The sequence below is a fragment of the Candidatus Thiothrix phosphatis genome, assembly GCF_035668035.1.
Classification (GTDB): Bacteria; Pseudomonadota; Gammaproteobacteria; order Thiotrichales; family Thiotrichaceae; genus Thiothrix; species Thiothrix phosphatis.
In genome coordinates this window covers 1-16,820 of the sequence record NZ_JAYMYJ010000112.1, presented here as the reverse complement: position 1 = coordinate 16,820, position 16,820 = coordinate 1, and the positions used below count along the sequence as shown (strand labels likewise).

Sequence of the window (16,820 nt, the reverse complement as noted above, 5' to 3'; positions counted from 1 at the left end):
ATTTATTCCTTTGGCCGTAAGCAACGCCAATGCCCCTATTGAAGCAGCGGTCTCCAGCGAGGAGTCGATATCTACCGTACCCAACGGTAGCCCAGCCCTGCCAGCGCCAGGAACCACACAATGCTCGCCCCGGTTGGCAAATCCACCCAGGCCGACACCAGAATCCCGGCGGTATACCCCAGCAAACCCAGCAACAAGGCATGCGTCAGGTAAAACGGCTGTTCCTTCCACACTGCAAACGCCGGGATCACCAGACTGGCAAACACCCAACGCGCCAACCACGTCGGACGCAGCCAGACCAGCAGCCAGTAAGCCACGGCCAGCAAAGCCAGCGGCAGCAAATCCGGCCAGTTCACCCACAGGATTTGCCCACTGAGCAATTCGCGCAGGTGTTCGCCGCCATGCGGGTTATCCGCCAGCAACAGCAAACCGCCAGTGGCCGCCAGCACGAAGACAATCCCGATCAAGGCTTCCTGTAAACGTTCCAGATGCGTTTCCGCCCAACCCAGCAGCCACGCGCCGGTCAACGCAGCGCCCAGGGCAACCAACTGTGTTTCCCAGCCGTGCGCTTCCCAACCAAGCGCGTGCGCGGCAATCACGCCCAGCCCGGCAATCTGCGCCACCGCCAAATCGATAAAGACAATGCCCCGGCGCAGGACTTCGCGCCCCAACGGCACATGGGTTGCCAACACCAACACCCCGGCAACAAAGGCTGGGGCGAGGATGCTTAACTGCAAGCTCCAGTCCATATTCAACCTGCGGTTTGCGCCTGGTTCAGACGCCGGATAATGTCATCAAACAGCGTGAACAAATCAGTGGCTTCCGCTGTACCACCAACCGTGGAGGGCAACATGACCGCCGGAATCCCCGCCTTGCCGGATAACCACTGGGCGGAACGCGGGCTTTGGTAGGCAGCGTAAACCACCATGCTGGCTGGCGTGGTTTGCAACTGCTGCAAGACTGCCGCCAGATGCGAAGACGTGGGCGGGACACCCGGTTTGGGTTCCAGCGTGGCGATTTCTTTCAAGCCCAGCCAATCTTCCAGGTACACCCAGCTTTTGTGGTGCACAACAATGGCTTTGCCGCGCAGACCCGCCGCCTTGCTTTGCCAGCCCTGCATCGCCTGCTGCCAGCGCGCGTTGAACGCGGCATAACCCTGCTGGTAATGCGCGGCATTGGCGGCATCCACCTGCGCCATGCGTGCCGCCAATGCCTTGGCGACCAGGGCAATACGGCGCGGGTCGGTCTGGAAATGCGGGTTGCCATCGGCATGCACATCGCCCATGCTGCGGTCAACTTTCGCAGGAATATCCAGCAATTGCACCTGCTGCGCCGCCATGAAGTGACCCGGCTGGCCTTCCTGGATGGCGGCGTTGCCGGATTTTTCCAGCAACAGTGGCAGCCAGCCGATTTCCAGTTCCGCCCCGGTGCAGGCCAGCATGTCCGCCTGCCGCGCCTTGGCGATCAGGCTGGGGCGGGCTTCGATGTGGTGCGGGTCTTGCAGGCCGGTGGTGGCATTGTAGGCCGTGACCTTGTCCCCGCCGATTTCCTGTGCCAAGGCACCCCATTCCGGTTCACAGGCAAAAATGTTGAGGTCGGCATGGGCGATTGTGCTGCCGCACAACAGGGTAAGGGCAAGAATGATGCGTTTCATGTTGGGACTCCTTAAAAGCCGTGTGCGCCATGCGAGCCAAAGCTGTAAATAAACTGTCCCAATACCTGATTATCGGCTTCAGGGCCGCGTTCATCGCGGTTGACCTGTAAACGCCAGCGGCTGTATTCGCGCGGGCTGTAATCAAGCATGAGGCTGTTGCGTTTTGGGTCATGCCCCGGATCCGGTGTCAGGCCCGCCGCATCCAGAACGCCTGCGTCAGAACCGCTGTTGCTGATGTGCAAATGGTCATGACGTGCGCCTACCCGCCAATGGGGCTGGAACTGGTACACCGCCTGTGCGTACCAACCGTTTTGTTTACCCTTGTAGTCGGTGCTGCCGCTCACTGCGCCGTCCGCATCTTCCATGGCCACCGTACCCTTTTCGTCACGCTGGAAGTATTCGGCTTGCAGTTTCAGGTTGTGCTCTTCGGGGTTGCCGTTGGGGGCCCATTTGTAGAGTGCATTGACAGTATTGATGTGGCTGTTGCCGGAAAAATGTGGGGCTTCGGTGACATCTTCCTCCATTTCGGGGCTACGGTCGGTTATGTCGCCTGCCTGCCAACGCCCAACACCCGCTTGCCAGCTATGGCTTGTACCAATATCGCCGCCGATTTTGGCGTAGGCAGTGGCGGCGCTGACTCCTTTGCGGGTTTTGCCTGAGGGGAACTTGTCGCCTGCAAACACCTCGCTCCCCACTTGCAGGAACATGTCCGTTGGGGCGACATAACTGACCTGCAACCCGTCACCGTTCGGATGCGTGCCAAACATGCTTTCATAGATCAGTGGCTGGTCAACGAAGTCCCATTCATGCCCGTGCTTGCTGCTCAGGTAGCCAACATCGGTAAAGAAGCGGCCTGCTTTGGCGTTGAAACCGTTGCCTATTCCCTGGGTTTGGACGAATGCCTCTTCCAGTTCGGTCTCAACCCCGCCACCTTCTGCCTTTTCTGCCTGGGCAATGGCGGTCGTGACGCGGGCGGTGAGTTTGTCAGTCAGGTTGCCGTTCACCACGATTTCATTGTGACCGGCTCGCAGCCCTTCATCCAACCGGTGTATTTCCGCACCAGGGGGCATCCCATTGATGTCCATTTCACCTGTCTTGCTACGGTCGAAATAAACCCCTTCCAAGATCAGGCTGCCTTGCCAGTTGGAGGAAGATGGTTTGAGGGTCGCCTTGATGGCCTCGCCCGTAGTGGTTTCAGCGCAAGCGGCAGCGCTTGCCAGCACCGTGGCAATGGCCATTGCCGTAGCAGCTTGTATTGGTTGCATAGGTTCACCCCGTTGGTACTTGACGGTTTATAATCGGGGGAATGGTATGTGCATTGGCGATAATAATGCAACATAGTTGCAGAATATTGACGGAAAAGAGTGACTGCAAATGACCCCGGATGTGATTGAACAGGACGCACGTGAATTGTTGTACAAGGCTCAGGGCAGGGTAACGCCTGCCCGGTTGGGCGTATTAGGCATCCTGCTGGCAGCCAAATCCGCACTCAGCCACCAGGAAATCGAGCAAACTGCCCAGCAACAGGGCTTGTCTTTTGACCGCGTCACCCTTTACCGGGCGCTGGACTGGCTGGTGGAGCAAGGCATTGCGCACAAGGTCGGGGGCGTAGACCGCACCTGGCGCTACAATGCCCTGGCGGGAGCCACGCACCAGCACGCCCATTTCCATTGCAAACAGTGCGGGCAGATTTTCTGCCTGGAAAGTTTGCAGCCCGCCCTGCTGTTTTCCCTGCCGCCGGGCTACCGGGTGGAGGAAGTGGAGGTCAACCTCCAAGGCCATTGCCCCGCTTGCGCTGATCCTGGAACAAACTGATTGCAAGATTATGGCGTTTCCACTAGGATTTCTTGAAACTTTGTTGCAAATTGTTTTCAGCATTCGGGAGAAATACATGAAATACCCTCAGTTATTCACCAGCATAGCGGGTCTGGCGCTTGGCGCATTTGTCAGCATGGCCTCCGCTGATCCCACGCCAGCACCCGCCGCTGACAAAACGCCAGCCGCCGGGTTTGAGCAGCACGGCCCGCACGAGCACGGGACGGGCAAACTGAGCATCGCCCAGGATGGCGGCAAACTGGAGCTGGATCTTGATTCCCCTGGCATGAACCTGTTCGGCTTTGAATACATGCCCAAGACAGACGCCGACAAAAAGACCGTGGCGGACGCCGAAGCCAAACTCAAGGATGGCGCCGCGCTGTTTGTGTTCGATGAGGATGCAGGCTGCCAGCAAACCGACGCCAAGGTCACGACTGCCCAGGAAAAGCCCGACGCTGACGAAGCCGAACACGACAAGGGCGAAGTCCACAGCGATGTGGAAGCCTCATGGGCCTTCACCTGCGCAAAACCGGAGGCGTTGCAAACCGTCACCACCAAACTGTTCAGCACGTTCAGCGGCTTCCACAAGCTCAATGCCGAGTGGGTGACGGACAAGGGCGCATCCTCCGCCACGCTGGAGAAAGATGACAGCATCAAACTGGCACCATGAACGTCATTGAACTTTCCGGCCTGCGTTACCGCTGGCGGGGGCAAGCCAAAGACACGCTGGCAATCGCCGGGTTGCAGGTGCGCCAGGGTGAACACCTGTTCATCCGTGGCGCCAGCGGCAGCGGCAAGACCACCCTGCTGAACCTGCTGGCTGGCATCCTGGTTCCGGCCACCGGCGGCATCGCCATCCTGGGCAAGGACATGCGCGGCATGGGCGGCTCCGCCCGCGACCGTTTCCGCGCCGACCACATGGGCGTGATCTTCCAGCAGTTCAACCTGTTGCCGTATTTGTCGGTGCTGGAAAACGTGCAATTGCCCTGCCAGTTTTCTGCCCGGCGCAAACAGCAGGCAGGCGACATGCAGGCAACCGCCAACCGGCTGCTGGATCATCTGGGGCTGGACGGTGGCTTGCGCCAGCGCCCCATCACCGACCTGAGCGTGGGGCAGCAACAGCGCGTCGCCGTCGCCCGCGCCCTGATCGGCAGCCCGGAACTGATCATCGCCGACGAACCGACTTCCGCGCTGGACACCAACACCCGCGACGGCTTCCTTGACCTGCTGTTCCAGGAGGCGGAAGCACAAGGCAGCACCATCCTGTTTGTCAGCCATGACCCTTACATCGCCAACCATTTCCCCCGCGTGGTCGATTTGCAGGAGTTAAACCAACCATGATCCTGTTCAAGCTTACCTTGCGCAGCTTGTGGAACCGCCGCGCCAGCCTGCTCCTTACCCTGTTGTCCATCGCCATCAGCGTGATGCTGCTGCTGGGGGTGGACTACATCCGCAAGGAGGCCAAAAGCAGTTTCCTCAGCACCATTTCCGGCACGGATCTGGTGGTGGGCGCACGCAGCGGCCCGGTGCAGTTATTGCTGTACAGCGTGTTCCGCATTGGCGACGCCACCAACAACATCAGCTGGCAATCGTATCAGGACATCATCAGCAACCCGCAGGTGGATTGGTCGGTGCCATTGAGCCTGGGCGACTCGCACAAGGGCTACCGGGTGCTGGGGACGAACCAGGATTATTTCCGCCACTACCGTTATGGCGACAAACAGTTGCTGGCGTTCGCCGCAGGCCAACCGTTTGCGGGCGTGTATGACACCGTGCTGGGTTCCGAAGTCGCCCGCAAGCTGAATTACAAGCTGGGGGATAAGATCATCCTCTCGCATGGCGCGGGCTCAACCAGCTTTACCCAGCACGCCGACAAACCTTTCACCGTGGTCGGCATCCTCAAACCGACCGGCACACCGATTGACCGCACCGTGCATGTGTCGCTGGAAGCCATCGAAGCCATCCACATCGACTGGGTGAACGGCGCGCCGATACCGGGTTTCCACGTCAGCGCGGAGGAAACGCTCAAGAAAAACTTGCAACCCAAGCTGATCACGGCGTTCCTAGTCGGGCTGAAAAACCGCGCCGCCGCCTTCCGGGTGCAACGCGCCATCAACGAATACACGCGTGAACCGCTGCTTGCGACCCTACCGGGCGTGGCGCTGGCGGAATTGTGGCAAGCCATCGGCATGTTTGAAACGGTCTTGCGCATCATCACCGGCTTCGTGGTGGCGGCGGGGCTGCTGGGGATGTTGACCGTGCTGCTTTCCACCCTCAATGAACGGCGGCGGGAAATGGCGATCCTGCGGGCAGTGGGCGCGCATCCGCGCCAGGTGTTCCTGCTGTTCGTGCTGGAAGGGCTGGTGCTGGCGGTGCTGGGCTGCCTGGTGGGCATCGCATTGCTCTACGCCGCGTTGTTCAGCGCCCGCCCGTGGGTGGTGGCGGAATACGGTTTCTACCTGCATACCTGGATACCGGATGCGCCCAACCTGCTGATGCTGGCGGTGGTGGTCGGGCTGGCGCTGCTGTTCAGCCTGATTCCGGGGGCAATTGCCTACCGCCGTTCGTTGCAGGATGGCTTGACCGTAAGGGTTTGAAATGAAAACACAAATTTTCCCCATGATCGTATTGGCCAGCATGCTCGCCGCTTGTGGCGGCGACAAGCCTGCTGACAAACAGGCGGCGGCGGGGAGCGTCAACAGCACGGCGAACCCGCCCGCCTTGCCTGCCAATGCGCCTGCGGTTGGCGCGCAGATCAAGGATATTGCCAACCCTAAACCCGACAAACCTGGGCAGGATGGTGAATACACTAAAATGGCTTGGGAAGATCTGGAACTGCCGGGCAAAGGCATGGATGACATCCTGAAAAAATACCAGGCGCAAATCGACGCCATTCCCGAAGGCGACCCCAGGGAAAAAGCCGTCATGGAAAAAATGCAGGCGGATCTCAACTCCGCCCCCGTGAACCCGGCGCTGAACGGCAAAAAGATCAAGCTTCCCGGTTATGTCACGCCGCTGGAAGTGGATGAAAAAGCGGAAGTGGTGAGGGAATTCCTGCTGGTGCCTTATTTCGGCGCCTGTATCCATGTCCCGCCCCCGCCCTTGAACCAGACCATACTGGTCAAGACAGAGCCGGACAAAGCCCTCAGCATGGGCGACATGTATTCACCCATCTGGGTTTACGGTACGCTGGACACCGATTTGGCCCATACTGATTTGGCGGACGCAGGCTACCAGATCAAGACTGACAAGATTGAAACCTATCAGGAAAAAGACCAGGAAGGCGGCGGTCAGTAGCCTTGCCAGCCACGCCGACGCCCGCCACAACCTGCCCCGCCCATCTGCCGGGCGGGTTGCCGGGCAACCATCCCCTCACCCTGCCGCTTACTGCCACCACTTATGCCGCCATTCGGCAAGGGCTGGCTTCCGCCCTGCCCCATGCGCCGTCCGCCACCCAGCCGGGCAACATTCCCATCCGCCGGGCTGCGGCGGTAAGCCATGATGGCATCCACCTCCGCCTGCGGCATGACCTGCGCGGCATAAACGCCGTCATGGTTCTGCAACTGCCCAGTAAATGCCCGCAGGTGACGGTGCGAAGCCTGCATCAAATGGTTGTAGACGCGGGCGATGGCTGGCTGCGTGGTCTTGTGGATGGCATCCTGCAAATCCGCGATGTCGGTTTCCTCAATCAATGCGCCGACCTGCAAGGCTTCGTATGCAGACTGACGCCCGCGCGCCACCAGATCGGCGTACAAACGGGCAAGTTCGGGATGGGCAAACACGCCGACCCGGTCATTTTGCACCGGGTCTGGGATGCCATAAGCCTGTAACAAGCGCTGTACGCTCTCGGTATGGCGCTGTTCAGAGGCGGCAATATTGCTGAATACCGGCAACCGCCACCAGTGGTAAAAGGTCAGGTAAACATCACGCGCGAGCTTTTCCTCCTCACGCATGAATTGCAGGGCTTCGCGCTCGGCCACACTCAGGAATGGGTTGGTGTTCATCCGTCAAATCTCCTTGGGTTTAGCCACCTCAAACGTCGGCACATCAATTGATCCTGAAACGCACCGGCGTCTGCACGATGGACTCGATGCTGCGTCCGCCCCGGCTGGCTGGCACAAATGACCAGCCGCGCACCGCCTTGACGGCGGCGGCGTCCAATGCCGCATTGCCGGAAGACTGGTGCACCCGGGCGGCGGTCACATTCCCGCCCGCACTGACATTGGCGCGGACAATCACCATGCCTTCAACCCCAGCCTCCAGCGCGCGGCGCGGGTATTCAGGCGCGCGCGGCGGGCGGCGGTAACTCGGGTTGGTGATCAGCGGCGTTTCATTTTGCGCTTGGGCGGCGGCACGGGCTGCCTGCTGCTGGGCGCGCAAACGCGCCTGACGCCCGGCCTCGGCACGCGCCTGTTCCTGACGCTGCATCGCTTCCAGTTGCTGTTGCGCTTCCTGCTGGCGGCGCAATTCCTCACGGCGCTCGCGCGCTTCCTGCTCCTTGCGCAAGTCTTTCTCGGGCTTGGGTTTGGGCAGGGGCTTTTCCACCGGCTTGTCTTGCTTGTCTTTCTTCGGCTTGGGCTTTTCGGTCTGTTTGGGTTTGGGCGGCGGAGGTGGCGGGGGCGGAGGCTCTGGCGCAAGCTGGGGGGCAGGCTCCTGCACAGGCTCAGGGGCGGGCGGCGCAAACATGGCCAACTCGACCGGCAATACCGGCGGCTCTTCTTTCTTCGGCTCCTGGGCGAACAAAACCGGAGCCAGCAACAAGGCCAACCCCACATGGACTGCGCTGGAAACCCCCAGTCCGGTCAAGTGATTGTCCTTCATGGTTCCTGCTGCGCCTGTATGGAAAGGTTGTTCAGTCCCTTCGCCTTGAGCAGGTCAATCAGCTTGACGAAGTGCTCGAAGACGGCGGCCTTGTCGATGCGCAGCACAATCAGCGTGTCCGGTTTCGCCTGCGTATCCAACTTGCTGCCCAATTGCTGCAAATCCACCGCCTCACCCGCGAGGAACAACTGGTTTTGCGCATCGATGGCGATTTCCAGCGGGTCTTCGTCTTCGGCAGGTTCGCTGACCTGCTCGGCGGTCGGCAGGTTGACTTCGATCAGCCCTTGCGAAACAAAGGTGGCGGTGGTCAACACAATTGCCAGCAGCACCAGCATGATGTCGATGAAGGGAATCATGTTGATCTGGTCAAAACGTTTCATGCATGGCCATCCTGCATCGCCGTCCAGCGCGAAGTCAGCACCTCCACCTTACGCAGCAGGCCGTTGTAAAACAGGATCGCGGGAATGGCGACGAACAAGCCAGCAGCGGTCGCCTTCAGCGCCATCGCCAGCCCCAGCATGATGGTGTTGACATCAATCTTGCCGCCCTGCCCCATTTCGTGGAAGGTGACGAGGATGCCCAGCACCGTCCCCAGCAGCCCCACATAAGGCGCATTGGAGCCAATGCTGGAAATGGCGGTGAGGTTGCGGGTCAGCGCCACTTTCAACAATTCGACATGTGGGAACTGTACCAGCCGGACACGCCAGAAATAAACGTAACGCTCCACCGCCAACGTCAACATGATGAAGCTCATCAGGCCAAGCGTGCCCAGCACCATGTAGTCAAGGTAAGTTTTCAGGAATTCCATAGGGTTAGTAAAACCTTCCAAAAATTGCAAACAGGGTTTTACTGAACCTTGGCTACCGTCATGGCAAAAGGGGCGGAGGGCTAGTGGTATCAGGTAAATTTTTTCAAATGATAATTGTTGCTATTTATATTTTCAAGCATCATCAAGGGGCCAACACGGCAGGATTAATATCCGCCAAGGTAGGGCAACCTGTCAGCGCCATGGCGACTTCCAGCTCTTCCCGCAACAGGCGGATAACATGCGCCACCCCTAGCGCGCCTGTGGCCGCCAGCCCATAAACCATGGGGCGGCCAATCAGCACGGCGCTTGCCCCCAGCGCCAGCGCCTTCACAATATCCGTACCCCGCCGGACGCCGCCGTCCAGCAGCAATGGCACCCGTTCCTGCACCGCAGCGGCGATGGCGGGCAACAGCGCCAACGTGGCAGGCATGGTGTCCAGCGTGCGGCCACCGTGGTTGGAAACAATCAGGCCATCCGCCCCCACCTCCAATGCCCGCAAGGCGTCATCCGGACTGGCGATTCCCTTGAGCAGCAGCGGCAGTTCCGTCAACCGGCGCAGTTCCACAATCTCCCGCCAGGTTGGCGCATGCGCCATCAGGCCATCGAACACCACGCTTTGCCCATCTTCCAGCACTGTCTGCGGCTGGCGCATGCCCTGCAAATTGGCCGCGCCAACCCCAGGTGGCAGGTGGAAACCCGCCCGTTGTTCACGGTTACGGACACCGGCCAGCGGCGCGTCCACCGTCACCACCAATGCTTGGTAACCCGCCGCCTCCGCCCGCCGCACCAGTTCCAACGTGAACGCCCGATCCGGCTGGAAATAAAGCTGGAACCACAAGGGGGCAGCGGCATGTGCGGCAATTTCCTCCAGCGTCCGCCCCGCCAGCGTGCTGACCACCATGCCCGCTTCCATGGCCGCAGCCGCCTGCGCCGTCGCCAATTCCCCATCCGGATGAAACAAGGTTTGGTAAGCCACCGGAGCCAGCAGCACCGGATGCCGGAAAGTTTGCCCAAACAATTGCAGACGGGTGTGGCCGCCGCGCACATCCACCAGCACCCGGTTGTGCAGATGCTGCTGCTCAAACGCCTGCCGGTTGGCGTGGAAAGTGATTTCATCCGCCGCGCCGCTGTGCAAATACGCCCAGGCATTGTCATCCAAACGGGCGCGGGCAAAGGGTTCGTAGTCACTGACTGCGGCAATGGCAGGCGGAATCTGGTTCAGGAGGGGTTCGGGCGGCATGGCTTCTCCCGCACTTGTGCAGTGCGCATTACCAACAGACAAATAAAAACTGTCCGCATTTTACTACAAACACTCTTGACTCACAAAAAAGAATGATTATCATCTCCCAGCATACACCTGCATCGCATAGCCTGATAGCCACGGATGCCGCCCCTTCCATTTTCATGTTTTAGGAGTATCCACTTGAGCTATCAGAACCAGCCTCTCGCCCTCAGAGGCGTAGCCTGCCGTGCCGAACAGCCGAACACCACCCTTGCCTCAGCCGCCTTTGCCGTGTTTGCCGCCATCACTTCCCCAGCACATGCCGACGAGGTGACGCGGTTGGAAGGCGTCACCGCCGAAGCGAAAAAAGCCGCCCCTGGCTCCAACCCCAACGCCGACCCAGAAGCCCCTTACAAGATTGACAAATCCGGCAATGGCAAATTCACCGAGCCGCTGCTGAACGTTTCCAAAACCATCACCGTCGTCGGCAAGGAACAGATGCAGGATGCTGGCGTCACCGCGCTGCGCGACCTGATGCGCACCCAGCCGGGCATTACGCTCGGCACCGGCGAAGGCGGCAACGCCCAGGGCGACCGTTTCATCATCCGGGGCTTTGACGCCCGTGGCGACATTTTCGTCGATGGCATGCGCGACCCTGGCGTCACCACCCGTGAAGTCTTCGCCACGGAACAGGTGGAAATCGCCAAAGGCCCCAGTTCCACCTTCGCCGGACGCGGCACCACTGGCGGCGCGGTCAACAGCATCAGCAAAAAGCCGCAGGACACCAATTTCACCCGTGGAACCCTGACGCTGGGCAATGACCAACGCGCCACGCTGGACGCCAACCGGGTTGTCAACGACCAATTGAGCGTGCGCGGCTCCTTCATGCTGGAAGACTCGGACGTGGCCGGACGCAACGAAGTGTACAAACAAGGCCAGGGCGTCGCGTTGGCGGCGGATTACAAGGCGACCGACAAAACCAATATGCTGGTCGACCTGTACCACCTGCGCAAGGAGGAAATGCCAGACCGTGGCCACCCCTGGGACTCGCTGACCAACGCGCCTGCTGCCGTCGACCGTGACAATTTCTACGGCATTGTCGGGCGCGACTTCCAGGATACGGGCGCCGACATCCTGACCGCCACGCTGGAGCACAAGCTTTCCGACAACACCACCATCAGCAGCAAAACCCGCATCGGCGAAACCACCAACGAATACGTCGTTTCCAATCCCGGCGGCATCAGCGGGCTGACGCCTGCCAGCACCATGACCAACCGCACCTCGCGGGCCGGGTTCACCAACAACTTCCAGGGCAACAACACCCAGATCACCCATGAATTCCATTCCGGCGCGGTGGAGCACAACCTTGTCGCGGGCTTTGAAATCAGCAGTGAGGAAGTCACCAACCAAAGCTTTGACCTTGACGCCACGGTGGCGGCACCCGTCCTGAACGTCATGAACCCGGACAACCATGCCATCGGCCAGCCGGTCACTGGCCGCAGCGCCAGCAAGTCGGAGGTCAAGGCCGATGTCCGTTCCCTCTACGTGCTGGACACCGCCAAACTGAACCCGCGCTGGGAAGTCTTCGGCGGCCTGCGCCATGACACCTTCGAGATTGAACGGCATGCGCGGGAAGGCGTTTACGACCCCAACAGCGATTCCACGGATGACACCGGCTTCCTGAACGGCCACGCTGGCGTGGTGTACAAGCCCCGGGAAAACGGCAGCATTTACGCCTCCCTCAGCAGCTCCTCCAACCTGCCGGGTGAAATGTTCGACTCCGGCGGCGTGGAGTACGGCGGCATCACCCCACTGGTCGCCGCCCTGGACAAACCCGAAGAGAACAAAAGCATCGAACTCGGCACCAAATGGAACCTGGCCAATGACCACCTCGCCGTCAACGCCGCCATTTTCCAGACCGAAAAGAAAAACAAGATTGAAGTCAGCGGCACTGGCACGGCGCAGGTCGCCAGCCAAACCGGCAAGGTGCGCATCAACGGCGTGGAGGTGGGCGTCTCCGGCAATGTCACGCCCAAGTTGAGCTTGTCCGGCGGCGCGGTGCTGATGGACACCAAAATCCTGGATTCCGCCACCCCATCCGCCATCGGCAAGGAACTGGCCAATGTGGCGGAGCAAAGCGCCAGCATCCAGGCCAAATACCAGGCCACGCCCAAACTCGCGGTCGGCGGGACGGTCGTGCACACCGGCGAAATCAAAGGCGGCACCTTTGCGGCGACCTCGGTCAACACCAACACCGCCTCGCCGCATTTCGGCGAACCGCTGGTGCTGGAAGCCTCCAACCGCCTGGATTTGATGGCCGAGTACAAGCTCAACAAAAAGTTGAGCGCGCAACTGAACGTCAAGAATGCGACGGATGAGACCATTTACGAAGCGTTCTACCGCAGTGCGGCACCGTTCACGTATGTCGCGCCTGGCCGCACCACCAACGTCAGCCTGACTTACGATTTTTAATCCGGCTATCCGGGTCCTCAGCCCGCCCCGTTTCATGAGCCACGGGGTGGGCATTTTAGGGGGTAACACTTGCAAGGAGCCTAGGCAATGCTGATTTGTATACCCAATGTTCTCAGCAGGGAGCAAGCCGCCCACTGCCGCACCCAACTGGAGGCGGCAGCATGGGTGGATGGCAAGATAACGGCGGGCGACCAGGCCGCCACCGCCAAGCAGAACCTGCAACTGCCGCAGGATTCCGCCCTTGCGCGGGAAATTGGCGATGTCATCCTGACGGCGCTGGCCAATAACGCCCGCTTTGTCTCCGCTGCCTTGCCCATGAAGATTTTTCCGCCGATGTTCAACCGCTACGAAGATGGCGGCAATTTCGGCATCCATATCGACAACGCCATCCGCTACGTGCCAGGGACCACTGTCCGGGTACGCACCGATGTGTCCGCCACCTTGTTCCTCGCCGAACCGGAAGCATACGACGGCGGCGAACTGGTGATCGAGGACAGCTTTGGCGCGCAAGCCATCAAATTGGCTGCTGGCGACCTGGCGCTCTACCCCTCCAGCAGCCTGCACCAAGTCCGCGCGGTCACACGCGGCGCACGGCTGGCCGCCTTTTTCTGGATACAAAGCATGGTGCGGGACGACGGGCAACGCACCCTGTTGTATGACCTCGACCAAAGCATCCAGGAACTGTCGGCGGAACTGGGCGTAGGCCACCCGCAAACCATCCGGCTCGCCGGTGTCTACCACAACCTGATCCGCCGCTGGGCGGACGCCTGAAGCCCCCATCCCCAGCCCTTTCCCCACAAGGGGGGCAGGGAGCAATAAGGAGCCTGTTATGTTGAAAAAATTTGTTGCTGGCTTGCTGCTGCTGTGCAGCGCACAAGTGCTGGCCAATGAAGTGAATGTGTATTCCGCCCGCGAAGAACAGTTGATCAAGCCGTTGCTGGACGCTTTCAGCCAGGACACCGGCATCAAGGTCAACTTGGTCACGGGCGATGACGACCCGCTGCTGGAACGCCTCAAACGCGAAGGGGCCAATTCACCCGCCGACGTGCTGATCATGGCGGACGCCGGGCGCTTGTACCGGGCCGCCGCCGCTGGCAGCCTGCAAGCCATCCACTCCGCCACGCTGGAGCAGGCCATTCCCGCCAACCTGCGCGACCCCGGCAAACAGTGGTTCGGCCTCACCTCGCGGGCGCGGGTGCTGTTCTACAACCCGGCGACTGTCCAGGCTGCCGAACTTTCCAGCTACGAAGATTTGGCCGACCCGAAATGGCGCGGGCGGATTTGCGTGCGTTCCTCCAACAGCATTTACAACCAGTCGCTGCTGGCTTCCATCATCGCCGCCCACGGCGCGGCGCAAGCGGAGCAATGGGCGCAAGGGCTGGCCGCCAACCTGGCCCGGCCACCCAGCGGCGGCGACCGCGACCAGATCAAGGCTGTCGCGGCAGGCCAGTGCGACATTGCCATCGCCAACACTTACTATTACGCACAAATGCTCTACGGTAGCGACGCTAGCCAGAAAGCCGCCGCCAGCAAGGTGAAACTGCTGTTCCCCAACCAGCGCGACCGGGGGACGCACATCAATATCAGTGGTGCGGGCGTGACAAAATCCGCCAAAAACCGGGAAAACGCCATCAAGCTGCTGGAATACATGGTGCTGGATGACGCCCAACGCTGGTATTCCACCACCAATGGCGAATACCCGGCCAAGCGCGGCATCGCCGCCAGCCCGCAATTGCAAAGCTGGGGCAATTTCAAAAGCGATGCGCTGAACCTGGTCGCCCTAGGCAAAAACAACGCCCAGGCGGTGCAGATTATGGACAAAGCAGGTTGGCGGTAAGCTTAGTCAACACCAAACAATACCAGCACGCCCAAGACGGCAAAAATGGCAGCAGCGACCCCATGCACCCATTTCAACGGCAGTTTGTGCGCCATTTTGTCGCCCAGCAGCACCGCCGGGACATTGGCGATCATCATGCCCAGGGTCGTGCCCGCCACCACCCACAGCAGTGAGGCGTACTGCGCCGCCAGCGCGACCGTTGCGATCTGGGTTTTGTCGCCCATTTCAGCCAGGAAAAACGCAATCAGGGTGGTGACGAAAACACTGTGATGGGAGGCGTCCAGCTTTGCATCATCCTCATCCAGCTTGTCGGGGATCATGATCCACACCGCCATCGCCAGGAAACCCAACCCCAGCACCCAGCGCAGCACATTTTCCCCCAGTACGGCGGTGACCCATGCGCCAACTGCCCCCGCACCTGCATGGTTCAGCAAGGTGGCGACCAGAATGCCAAGGATGATGGGGACAGGCTTGCGGAATTTGGCGGCGAGCACCAGCGAGAGCAATTGCGTCTTGTCCCCCATTTCTGCGAGGGCGACGATACCAGTAGAGACGAGAAAGGCTTCCATAAACAACTCCAAGCCGGGCGATTTCCCATGACCACAACACCCTCCCGGCTTTACCGAAGGCATCGTGGTCAAAGGTCTTGCCAAACCGGAGCCGTCTGCACCATGACCGGGCGGTCAAGTATGTTGATGCAGACCCTTTACCAATGAAAGGAGGCTACTCCCCAATGACGGGATGGATTCTAGCCAGCGGCAGGCGATATGTCCACCATTGCAGGCAGACACAATGTTTGCTGACTATGTCAGACGTTTTCATAGCCTTTCTTGCCAACACCGATCATTCTGGCAAATAGGTTGCGCCCGGACTTGAAAACCGGAGCACCATCAAAGCTGACCTCAAGAATCCCTGCCTTGCGTTCAATCCAGGGGGTATCCTCACTACCTGGCTGCGAGGTGAGGCCAGATAACCTGACGGAAATGGACTCACCATCGATATCGAGCGTCCCGATCACATAGGTGTAAACACCGTTTGCTGCTTTACCACCAGGAAACGTGTAATTGCACTCAACCACATTGCCATCGTTCTCAATGGACATCACCGGCTTAAGGGACGCTATCGAAACAGGCCCGTTGGAAATCGCGCTATAAACTGAAAAGACCAACCCGACCTGCCCACCAAGACGTTTGGATATATCCGGGTTTATCTCAATGATTTCAGTTCCGGGGGCGTTTTTAGTGGCTTGCCGGACATCTCCCAAATGCCGGGCAAAGGGGGCGCTATCAAGAGAACCGGGATGTGAAGCCGCCAGCCAATGCATTTTTCCATTAGGCAAAAGAATGCCTGCGCGGAGATCAAGGTCATCATTATCCGAACGTTTGTCCCCGTTATCGACCCACGTAGCAATGACCCGTATTAGACCCCTATTTTCTTTCTGCAAAGAAATTTTAGAACTTTCCCCTTGCTTGGTAAGGGAGATTTTATTCAACCGGACAGATTTAACAGGGGTTGTTTCAGCCTGCTTCGCTTTAGCAGGGATAGGTTTTTTCTCAGATTCCGAAACAGGCTGTTCTGGCGTCGCCACTTCTATTCCAAAATACTGCGCAATGGCTGGCAAACCATTCTCAAAGCCCTGCCCTACAACCCTTAACTTCCACTCTTCACCACGGCGATAGATCTCGGCAAGAATGAGGGCTGTTTCTTTCATGCCAGCACAGGGTATTTCCCCACGCAGCGCCCCGTTTCCAAACAGTTCAATCGTAACCTCAGAAAGTTTGCCAAACACAGCCCGATTTTCATGAATGGTCATCACTATCACGATCTTCTCAATGGCCTGATTAACCTTTGACAAATCTATAGAAAACACGGCACCAGTTTCAGATGCACTATCCAAAATTACGGCACCAGATTCAATATGGGTCTGCCCGTAAAAACACATGTCCCCATCGCCACGGACTTTGCCTTGCGCTGTCAGAAGGAAGGCCGACACATCCATCTCCACACCTGGAATTGGTGCATGTGAAATTGAAAGGGTGAATTTCAACTGTGAAAGTTTAGCATTTGCTCCGGGTTTCAATATTGACATTTGCCCTCTCCTGTATTTGTTTCGTTGTCTGGCCCTAACGCATCAAGGTTAGGGCTTTCAAGGTGAGTTTTTGCCCTTCCGATGGCTGAGCAACCTTGCGGT

Annotated in this window: 18 protein-coding genes and 1 riboswitch; of the genes, 8 read left to right on the top strand and 10 right to left on the bottom strand. The window is 59.3% G+C overall.

What is annotated here, in order from left to right; translation table 11 throughout:
• Window positions 1-71: 71 nt before the first annotated feature.
• From VSS37_RS11685 to VSS37_RS11675, 3 genes are read right to left on the bottom strand one after another with little or no spacing between them, the layout of a single operon-like run.
• Window positions 72-749 (bottom strand): metal ABC transporter permease, encoded by a 678-nt coding sequence (locus tag VSS37_RS11685; RefSeq protein ID WP_324695420.1) that lies wholly within the window; start codon window positions 747-749, stop codon window positions 72-74.
• Window positions 750-751: 2 nt separating this feature from the next.
• A complete protein-coding gene (locus VSS37_RS11680; protein WP_324695419.1) occupies window positions 752-1,654 on the bottom strand; it encodes a metal ABC transporter substrate-binding protein in 903 nt (300 codons plus the stop codon).
• Between the two features lie 11 nt (window positions 1,655-1,665).
• On the bottom strand, window positions 1,666-2,919 hold the full coding sequence (locus tag VSS37_RS11675; protein WP_324695417.1) for a porin: 1,254 nt from the start codon (window positions 2,917-2,919) through the stop codon (window positions 1,666-1,668).
• A gap of 109 nt (window positions 2,920-3,028) precedes the next feature.
• Between VSS37_RS11675 and VSS37_RS11670 the strand changes: the two genes are divergently transcribed.
• From VSS37_RS11670 to VSS37_RS11650, 5 genes are all read left to right on the top strand, one after another.
• A complete protein-coding gene (locus VSS37_RS11670; protein WP_324695415.1) occupies window positions 3,029-3,469 on the top strand; it encodes a Fur family transcriptional regulator in 441 nt (146 codons plus the stop codon).
• A 76-nt stretch (window positions 3,470-3,545) separates the two neighbouring features.
• On the top strand, window positions 3,546-4,139 hold the full coding sequence (locus tag VSS37_RS11665) for a DUF2796 domain-containing protein (protein ID WP_324695413.1): 594 nt from the start codon (window positions 3,546-3,548) through the stop codon (window positions 4,137-4,139).
• Complete coding sequence (locus tag VSS37_RS11660) at window positions 4,136-4,810, top strand: ABC transporter ATP-binding protein (protein ID WP_324695411.1); 675 nt, start codon at window positions 4,136-4,138, stop codon at window positions 4,808-4,810. Before VSS37_RS11665 ends, VSS37_RS11660 begins: the two co-directional genes overlap by 4 nt.
• The gene (locus VSS37_RS11655) at window positions 4,807-6,066 is read left to right on the top strand and encodes an ABC transporter permease (protein ID WP_324695410.1); all 1,260 of its coding nucleotides are present in this window, start codon (window positions 4,807-4,809) and stop codon (window positions 6,064-6,066) included. The genes VSS37_RS11660 and VSS37_RS11655 overlap by 4 nt, the downstream gene beginning before the upstream one ends.
• Before the next feature lies 1 nt (window position 6,067).
• Window positions 6,068-6,766 (top strand): DUF3299 domain-containing protein, encoded by a 699-nt coding sequence (locus VSS37_RS11650; protein ID WP_324695408.1) that lies wholly within the window; start codon window positions 6,068-6,070, stop codon window positions 6,764-6,766.
• Here VSS37_RS11650 and VSS37_RS11645 read toward each other — a convergent pair.
• The 5 genes from VSS37_RS11645 to VSS37_RS11625 all read right to left on the bottom strand — a co-directional run bounded on the left by VSS37_RS11645 (window position 6,760) and on the right by VSS37_RS11625 (window position 10,338).
• Entirely contained in the window at window positions 6,760-7,473 is a 714-nt protein-coding gene (locus VSS37_RS11645) for a DUF2202 domain-containing protein (protein ID WP_324695407.1), read from the bottom strand. The genes VSS37_RS11650 and VSS37_RS11645 overlap by 7 nt on opposite strands.
• Window positions 7,474-7,516: 43 nt before the next feature.
• Window positions 7,517-8,290, bottom strand: coding sequence for an energy transducer TonB (locus tag VSS37_RS11640; RefSeq protein WP_324695405.1), 774 nt, complete (start codon window positions 8,288-8,290; stop codon window positions 7,517-7,519).
• A complete protein-coding gene (gene exbD, locus VSS37_RS11635) occupies window positions 8,287-8,670 on the bottom strand; it encodes a TonB system transport protein ExbD (protein ID WP_324695403.1) in 384 nt (127 codons plus the stop codon). The genes VSS37_RS11640 and exbD overlap by 4 nt, the downstream gene beginning before the upstream one ends.
• Window positions 8,667-9,098 (bottom strand): TonB-system energizer ExbB, encoded by a 432-nt coding sequence (gene exbB, locus VSS37_RS11630; RefSeq protein ID WP_324695401.1) that lies wholly within the window; start codon window positions 9,096-9,098, stop codon window positions 8,667-8,669. The genes exbD and exbB overlap by 4 nt, the downstream gene beginning before the upstream one ends.
• A gap of 142 nt (window positions 9,099-9,240) precedes the next feature.
• Window positions 9,241-10,338 (bottom strand): alpha-hydroxy acid oxidase, encoded by a 1,098-nt coding sequence (locus VSS37_RS11625; RefSeq protein WP_324695400.1) that lies wholly within the window; start codon window positions 10,336-10,338, stop codon window positions 9,241-9,243.
• A 183-nt stretch (window positions 10,339-10,521) separates the two neighbouring features.
• Between VSS37_RS11625 and VSS37_RS11620 the strand changes: the two genes are divergently transcribed.
• The 3 genes from VSS37_RS11620 to VSS37_RS11610 all read left to right on the top strand — a co-directional run bounded on the left by VSS37_RS11620 (window position 10,522) and on the right by VSS37_RS11610 (window position 14,629).
• Window positions 10,522-12,792: a TonB-dependent receptor gene (locus tag VSS37_RS11620; protein ID WP_324695397.1), complete on the top strand. Its 2,271-nt coding sequence runs from the start codon at window positions 10,522-10,524 to the stop codon at window positions 12,790-12,792.
• A gap of 87 nt (window positions 12,793-12,879) precedes the next feature.
• Window positions 12,880-13,563 (top strand): Fe2+-dependent dioxygenase, encoded by a 684-nt coding sequence (locus VSS37_RS11615; RefSeq protein ID WP_324695396.1) that lies wholly within the window; start codon window positions 12,880-12,882, stop codon window positions 13,561-13,563.
• A 58-nt stretch (window positions 13,564-13,621) separates the two neighbouring features.
• Window positions 13,622-14,629, top strand: a complete 1,008-nt coding sequence (locus VSS37_RS11610; RefSeq protein ID WP_324695394.1) for a Fe(3+) ABC transporter substrate-binding protein — start codon at window positions 13,622-13,624, stop codon at window positions 14,627-14,629.
• 2 nt (window positions 14,630-14,631) lie between these two features.
• Here VSS37_RS11610 and VSS37_RS11605 read toward each other — a convergent pair whose 3' ends face one another.
• Both VSS37_RS11605 and VSS37_RS11600 read right to left on the bottom strand, forming a co-directional pair.
• Window positions 14,632-15,198 carry a TMEM165/GDT1 family protein gene (locus tag VSS37_RS11605; protein WP_324695393.1) on the bottom strand — a complete coding sequence of 189 codons (567 nt, stop codon included), beginning with the start codon at window positions 15,196-15,198 and terminating at the stop codon, window positions 14,632-14,634.
• A gap of 4 nt (window positions 15,199-15,202) precedes the next feature.
• Window positions 15,203-15,373, bottom strand: a riboswitch (yybP-ykoY riboswitch).
• 64 nt (window positions 15,374-15,437) lie between these two features.
• Entirely contained in the window at window positions 15,438-16,718 is a 1,281-nt protein-coding gene (locus VSS37_RS11600; RefSeq protein WP_324695392.1) for a TerD family protein, read from the bottom strand.
• Window positions 16,719-16,820: the final 102 nt, after the last annotated feature.

Coding starts and splice junctions, on each gene's coding strand:
- VSS37_RS11600 (WP_324695392.1), bottom strand. CDS start 16,718: ATGTCAATATTGAAACCCGGAGCAAATGCTAAACTTTCACAGTTGAAA.
- VSS37_RS11650 (WP_324695408.1), top strand. CDS start 6,068: ATGAAAACACAAATTTTCCCCATGATCGTATTGGCCAGCATGCTCGCC.
- exbB (WP_324695401.1), bottom strand. CDS start 9,098: ATGGAATTCCTGAAAACTTACCTTGACTACATGGTGCTGGGCACGCTT.
- exbD (WP_324695403.1), bottom strand. CDS start 8,670: ATGAAACGTTTTGACCAGATCAACATGATTCCCTTCATCGACATCATG.
- VSS37_RS11625 (WP_324695400.1), bottom strand. CDS start 10,338: ATGCCGCCCGAACCCCTCCTGAACCAGATTCCGCCTGCCATTGCCGCA.
- VSS37_RS11610 (WP_324695394.1), top strand. CDS start 13,622: ATGTTGAAAAAATTTGTTGCTGGCTTGCTGCTGCTGTGCAGCGCACAA.
- VSS37_RS11685 (WP_324695420.1), bottom strand. CDS start 749: ATGGACTGGAGCTTGCAGTTAAGCATCCTCGCCCCAGCCTTTGTTGCC.
- VSS37_RS11615 (WP_324695396.1), top strand. CDS start 12,880: ATGCTGATTTGTATACCCAATGTTCTCAGCAGGGAGCAAGCCGCCCAC.
- VSS37_RS11655 (WP_324695410.1), top strand. CDS start 4,807: ATGATCCTGTTCAAGCTTACCTTGCGCAGCTTGTGGAACCGCCGCGCC.
- VSS37_RS11605 (WP_324695393.1), bottom strand. CDS start 15,198: ATGGAAGCCTTTCTCGTCTCTACTGGTATCGTCGCCCTCGCAGAAATG.
- VSS37_RS11645 (WP_324695407.1), bottom strand. CDS start 7,473: ATGAACACCAACCCATTCCTGAGTGTGGCCGAGCGCGAAGCCCTGCAA.
- VSS37_RS11640 (WP_324695405.1), bottom strand. CDS start 8,290: ATGAAGGACAATCACTTGACCGGACTGGGGGTTTCCAGCGCAGTCCAT.
- VSS37_RS11665 (WP_324695413.1), top strand. CDS start 3,546: ATGAAATACCCTCAGTTATTCACCAGCATAGCGGGTCTGGCGCTTGGC.
- VSS37_RS11680 (WP_324695419.1), bottom strand. CDS start 1,654: ATGAAACGCATCATTCTTGCCCTTACCCTGTTGTGCGGCAGCACAATC.
- VSS37_RS11675 (WP_324695417.1), bottom strand. CDS start 2,919: ATGCAACCAATACAAGCTGCTACGGCAATGGCCATTGCCACGGTGCTG.
- VSS37_RS11670 (WP_324695415.1), top strand. CDS start 3,029: ATGACCCCGGATGTGATTGAACAGGACGCACGTGAATTGTTGTACAAG.
- VSS37_RS11660 (WP_324695411.1), top strand. CDS start 4,136: ATGAACGTCATTGAACTTTCCGGCCTGCGTTACCGCTGGCGGGGGCAA.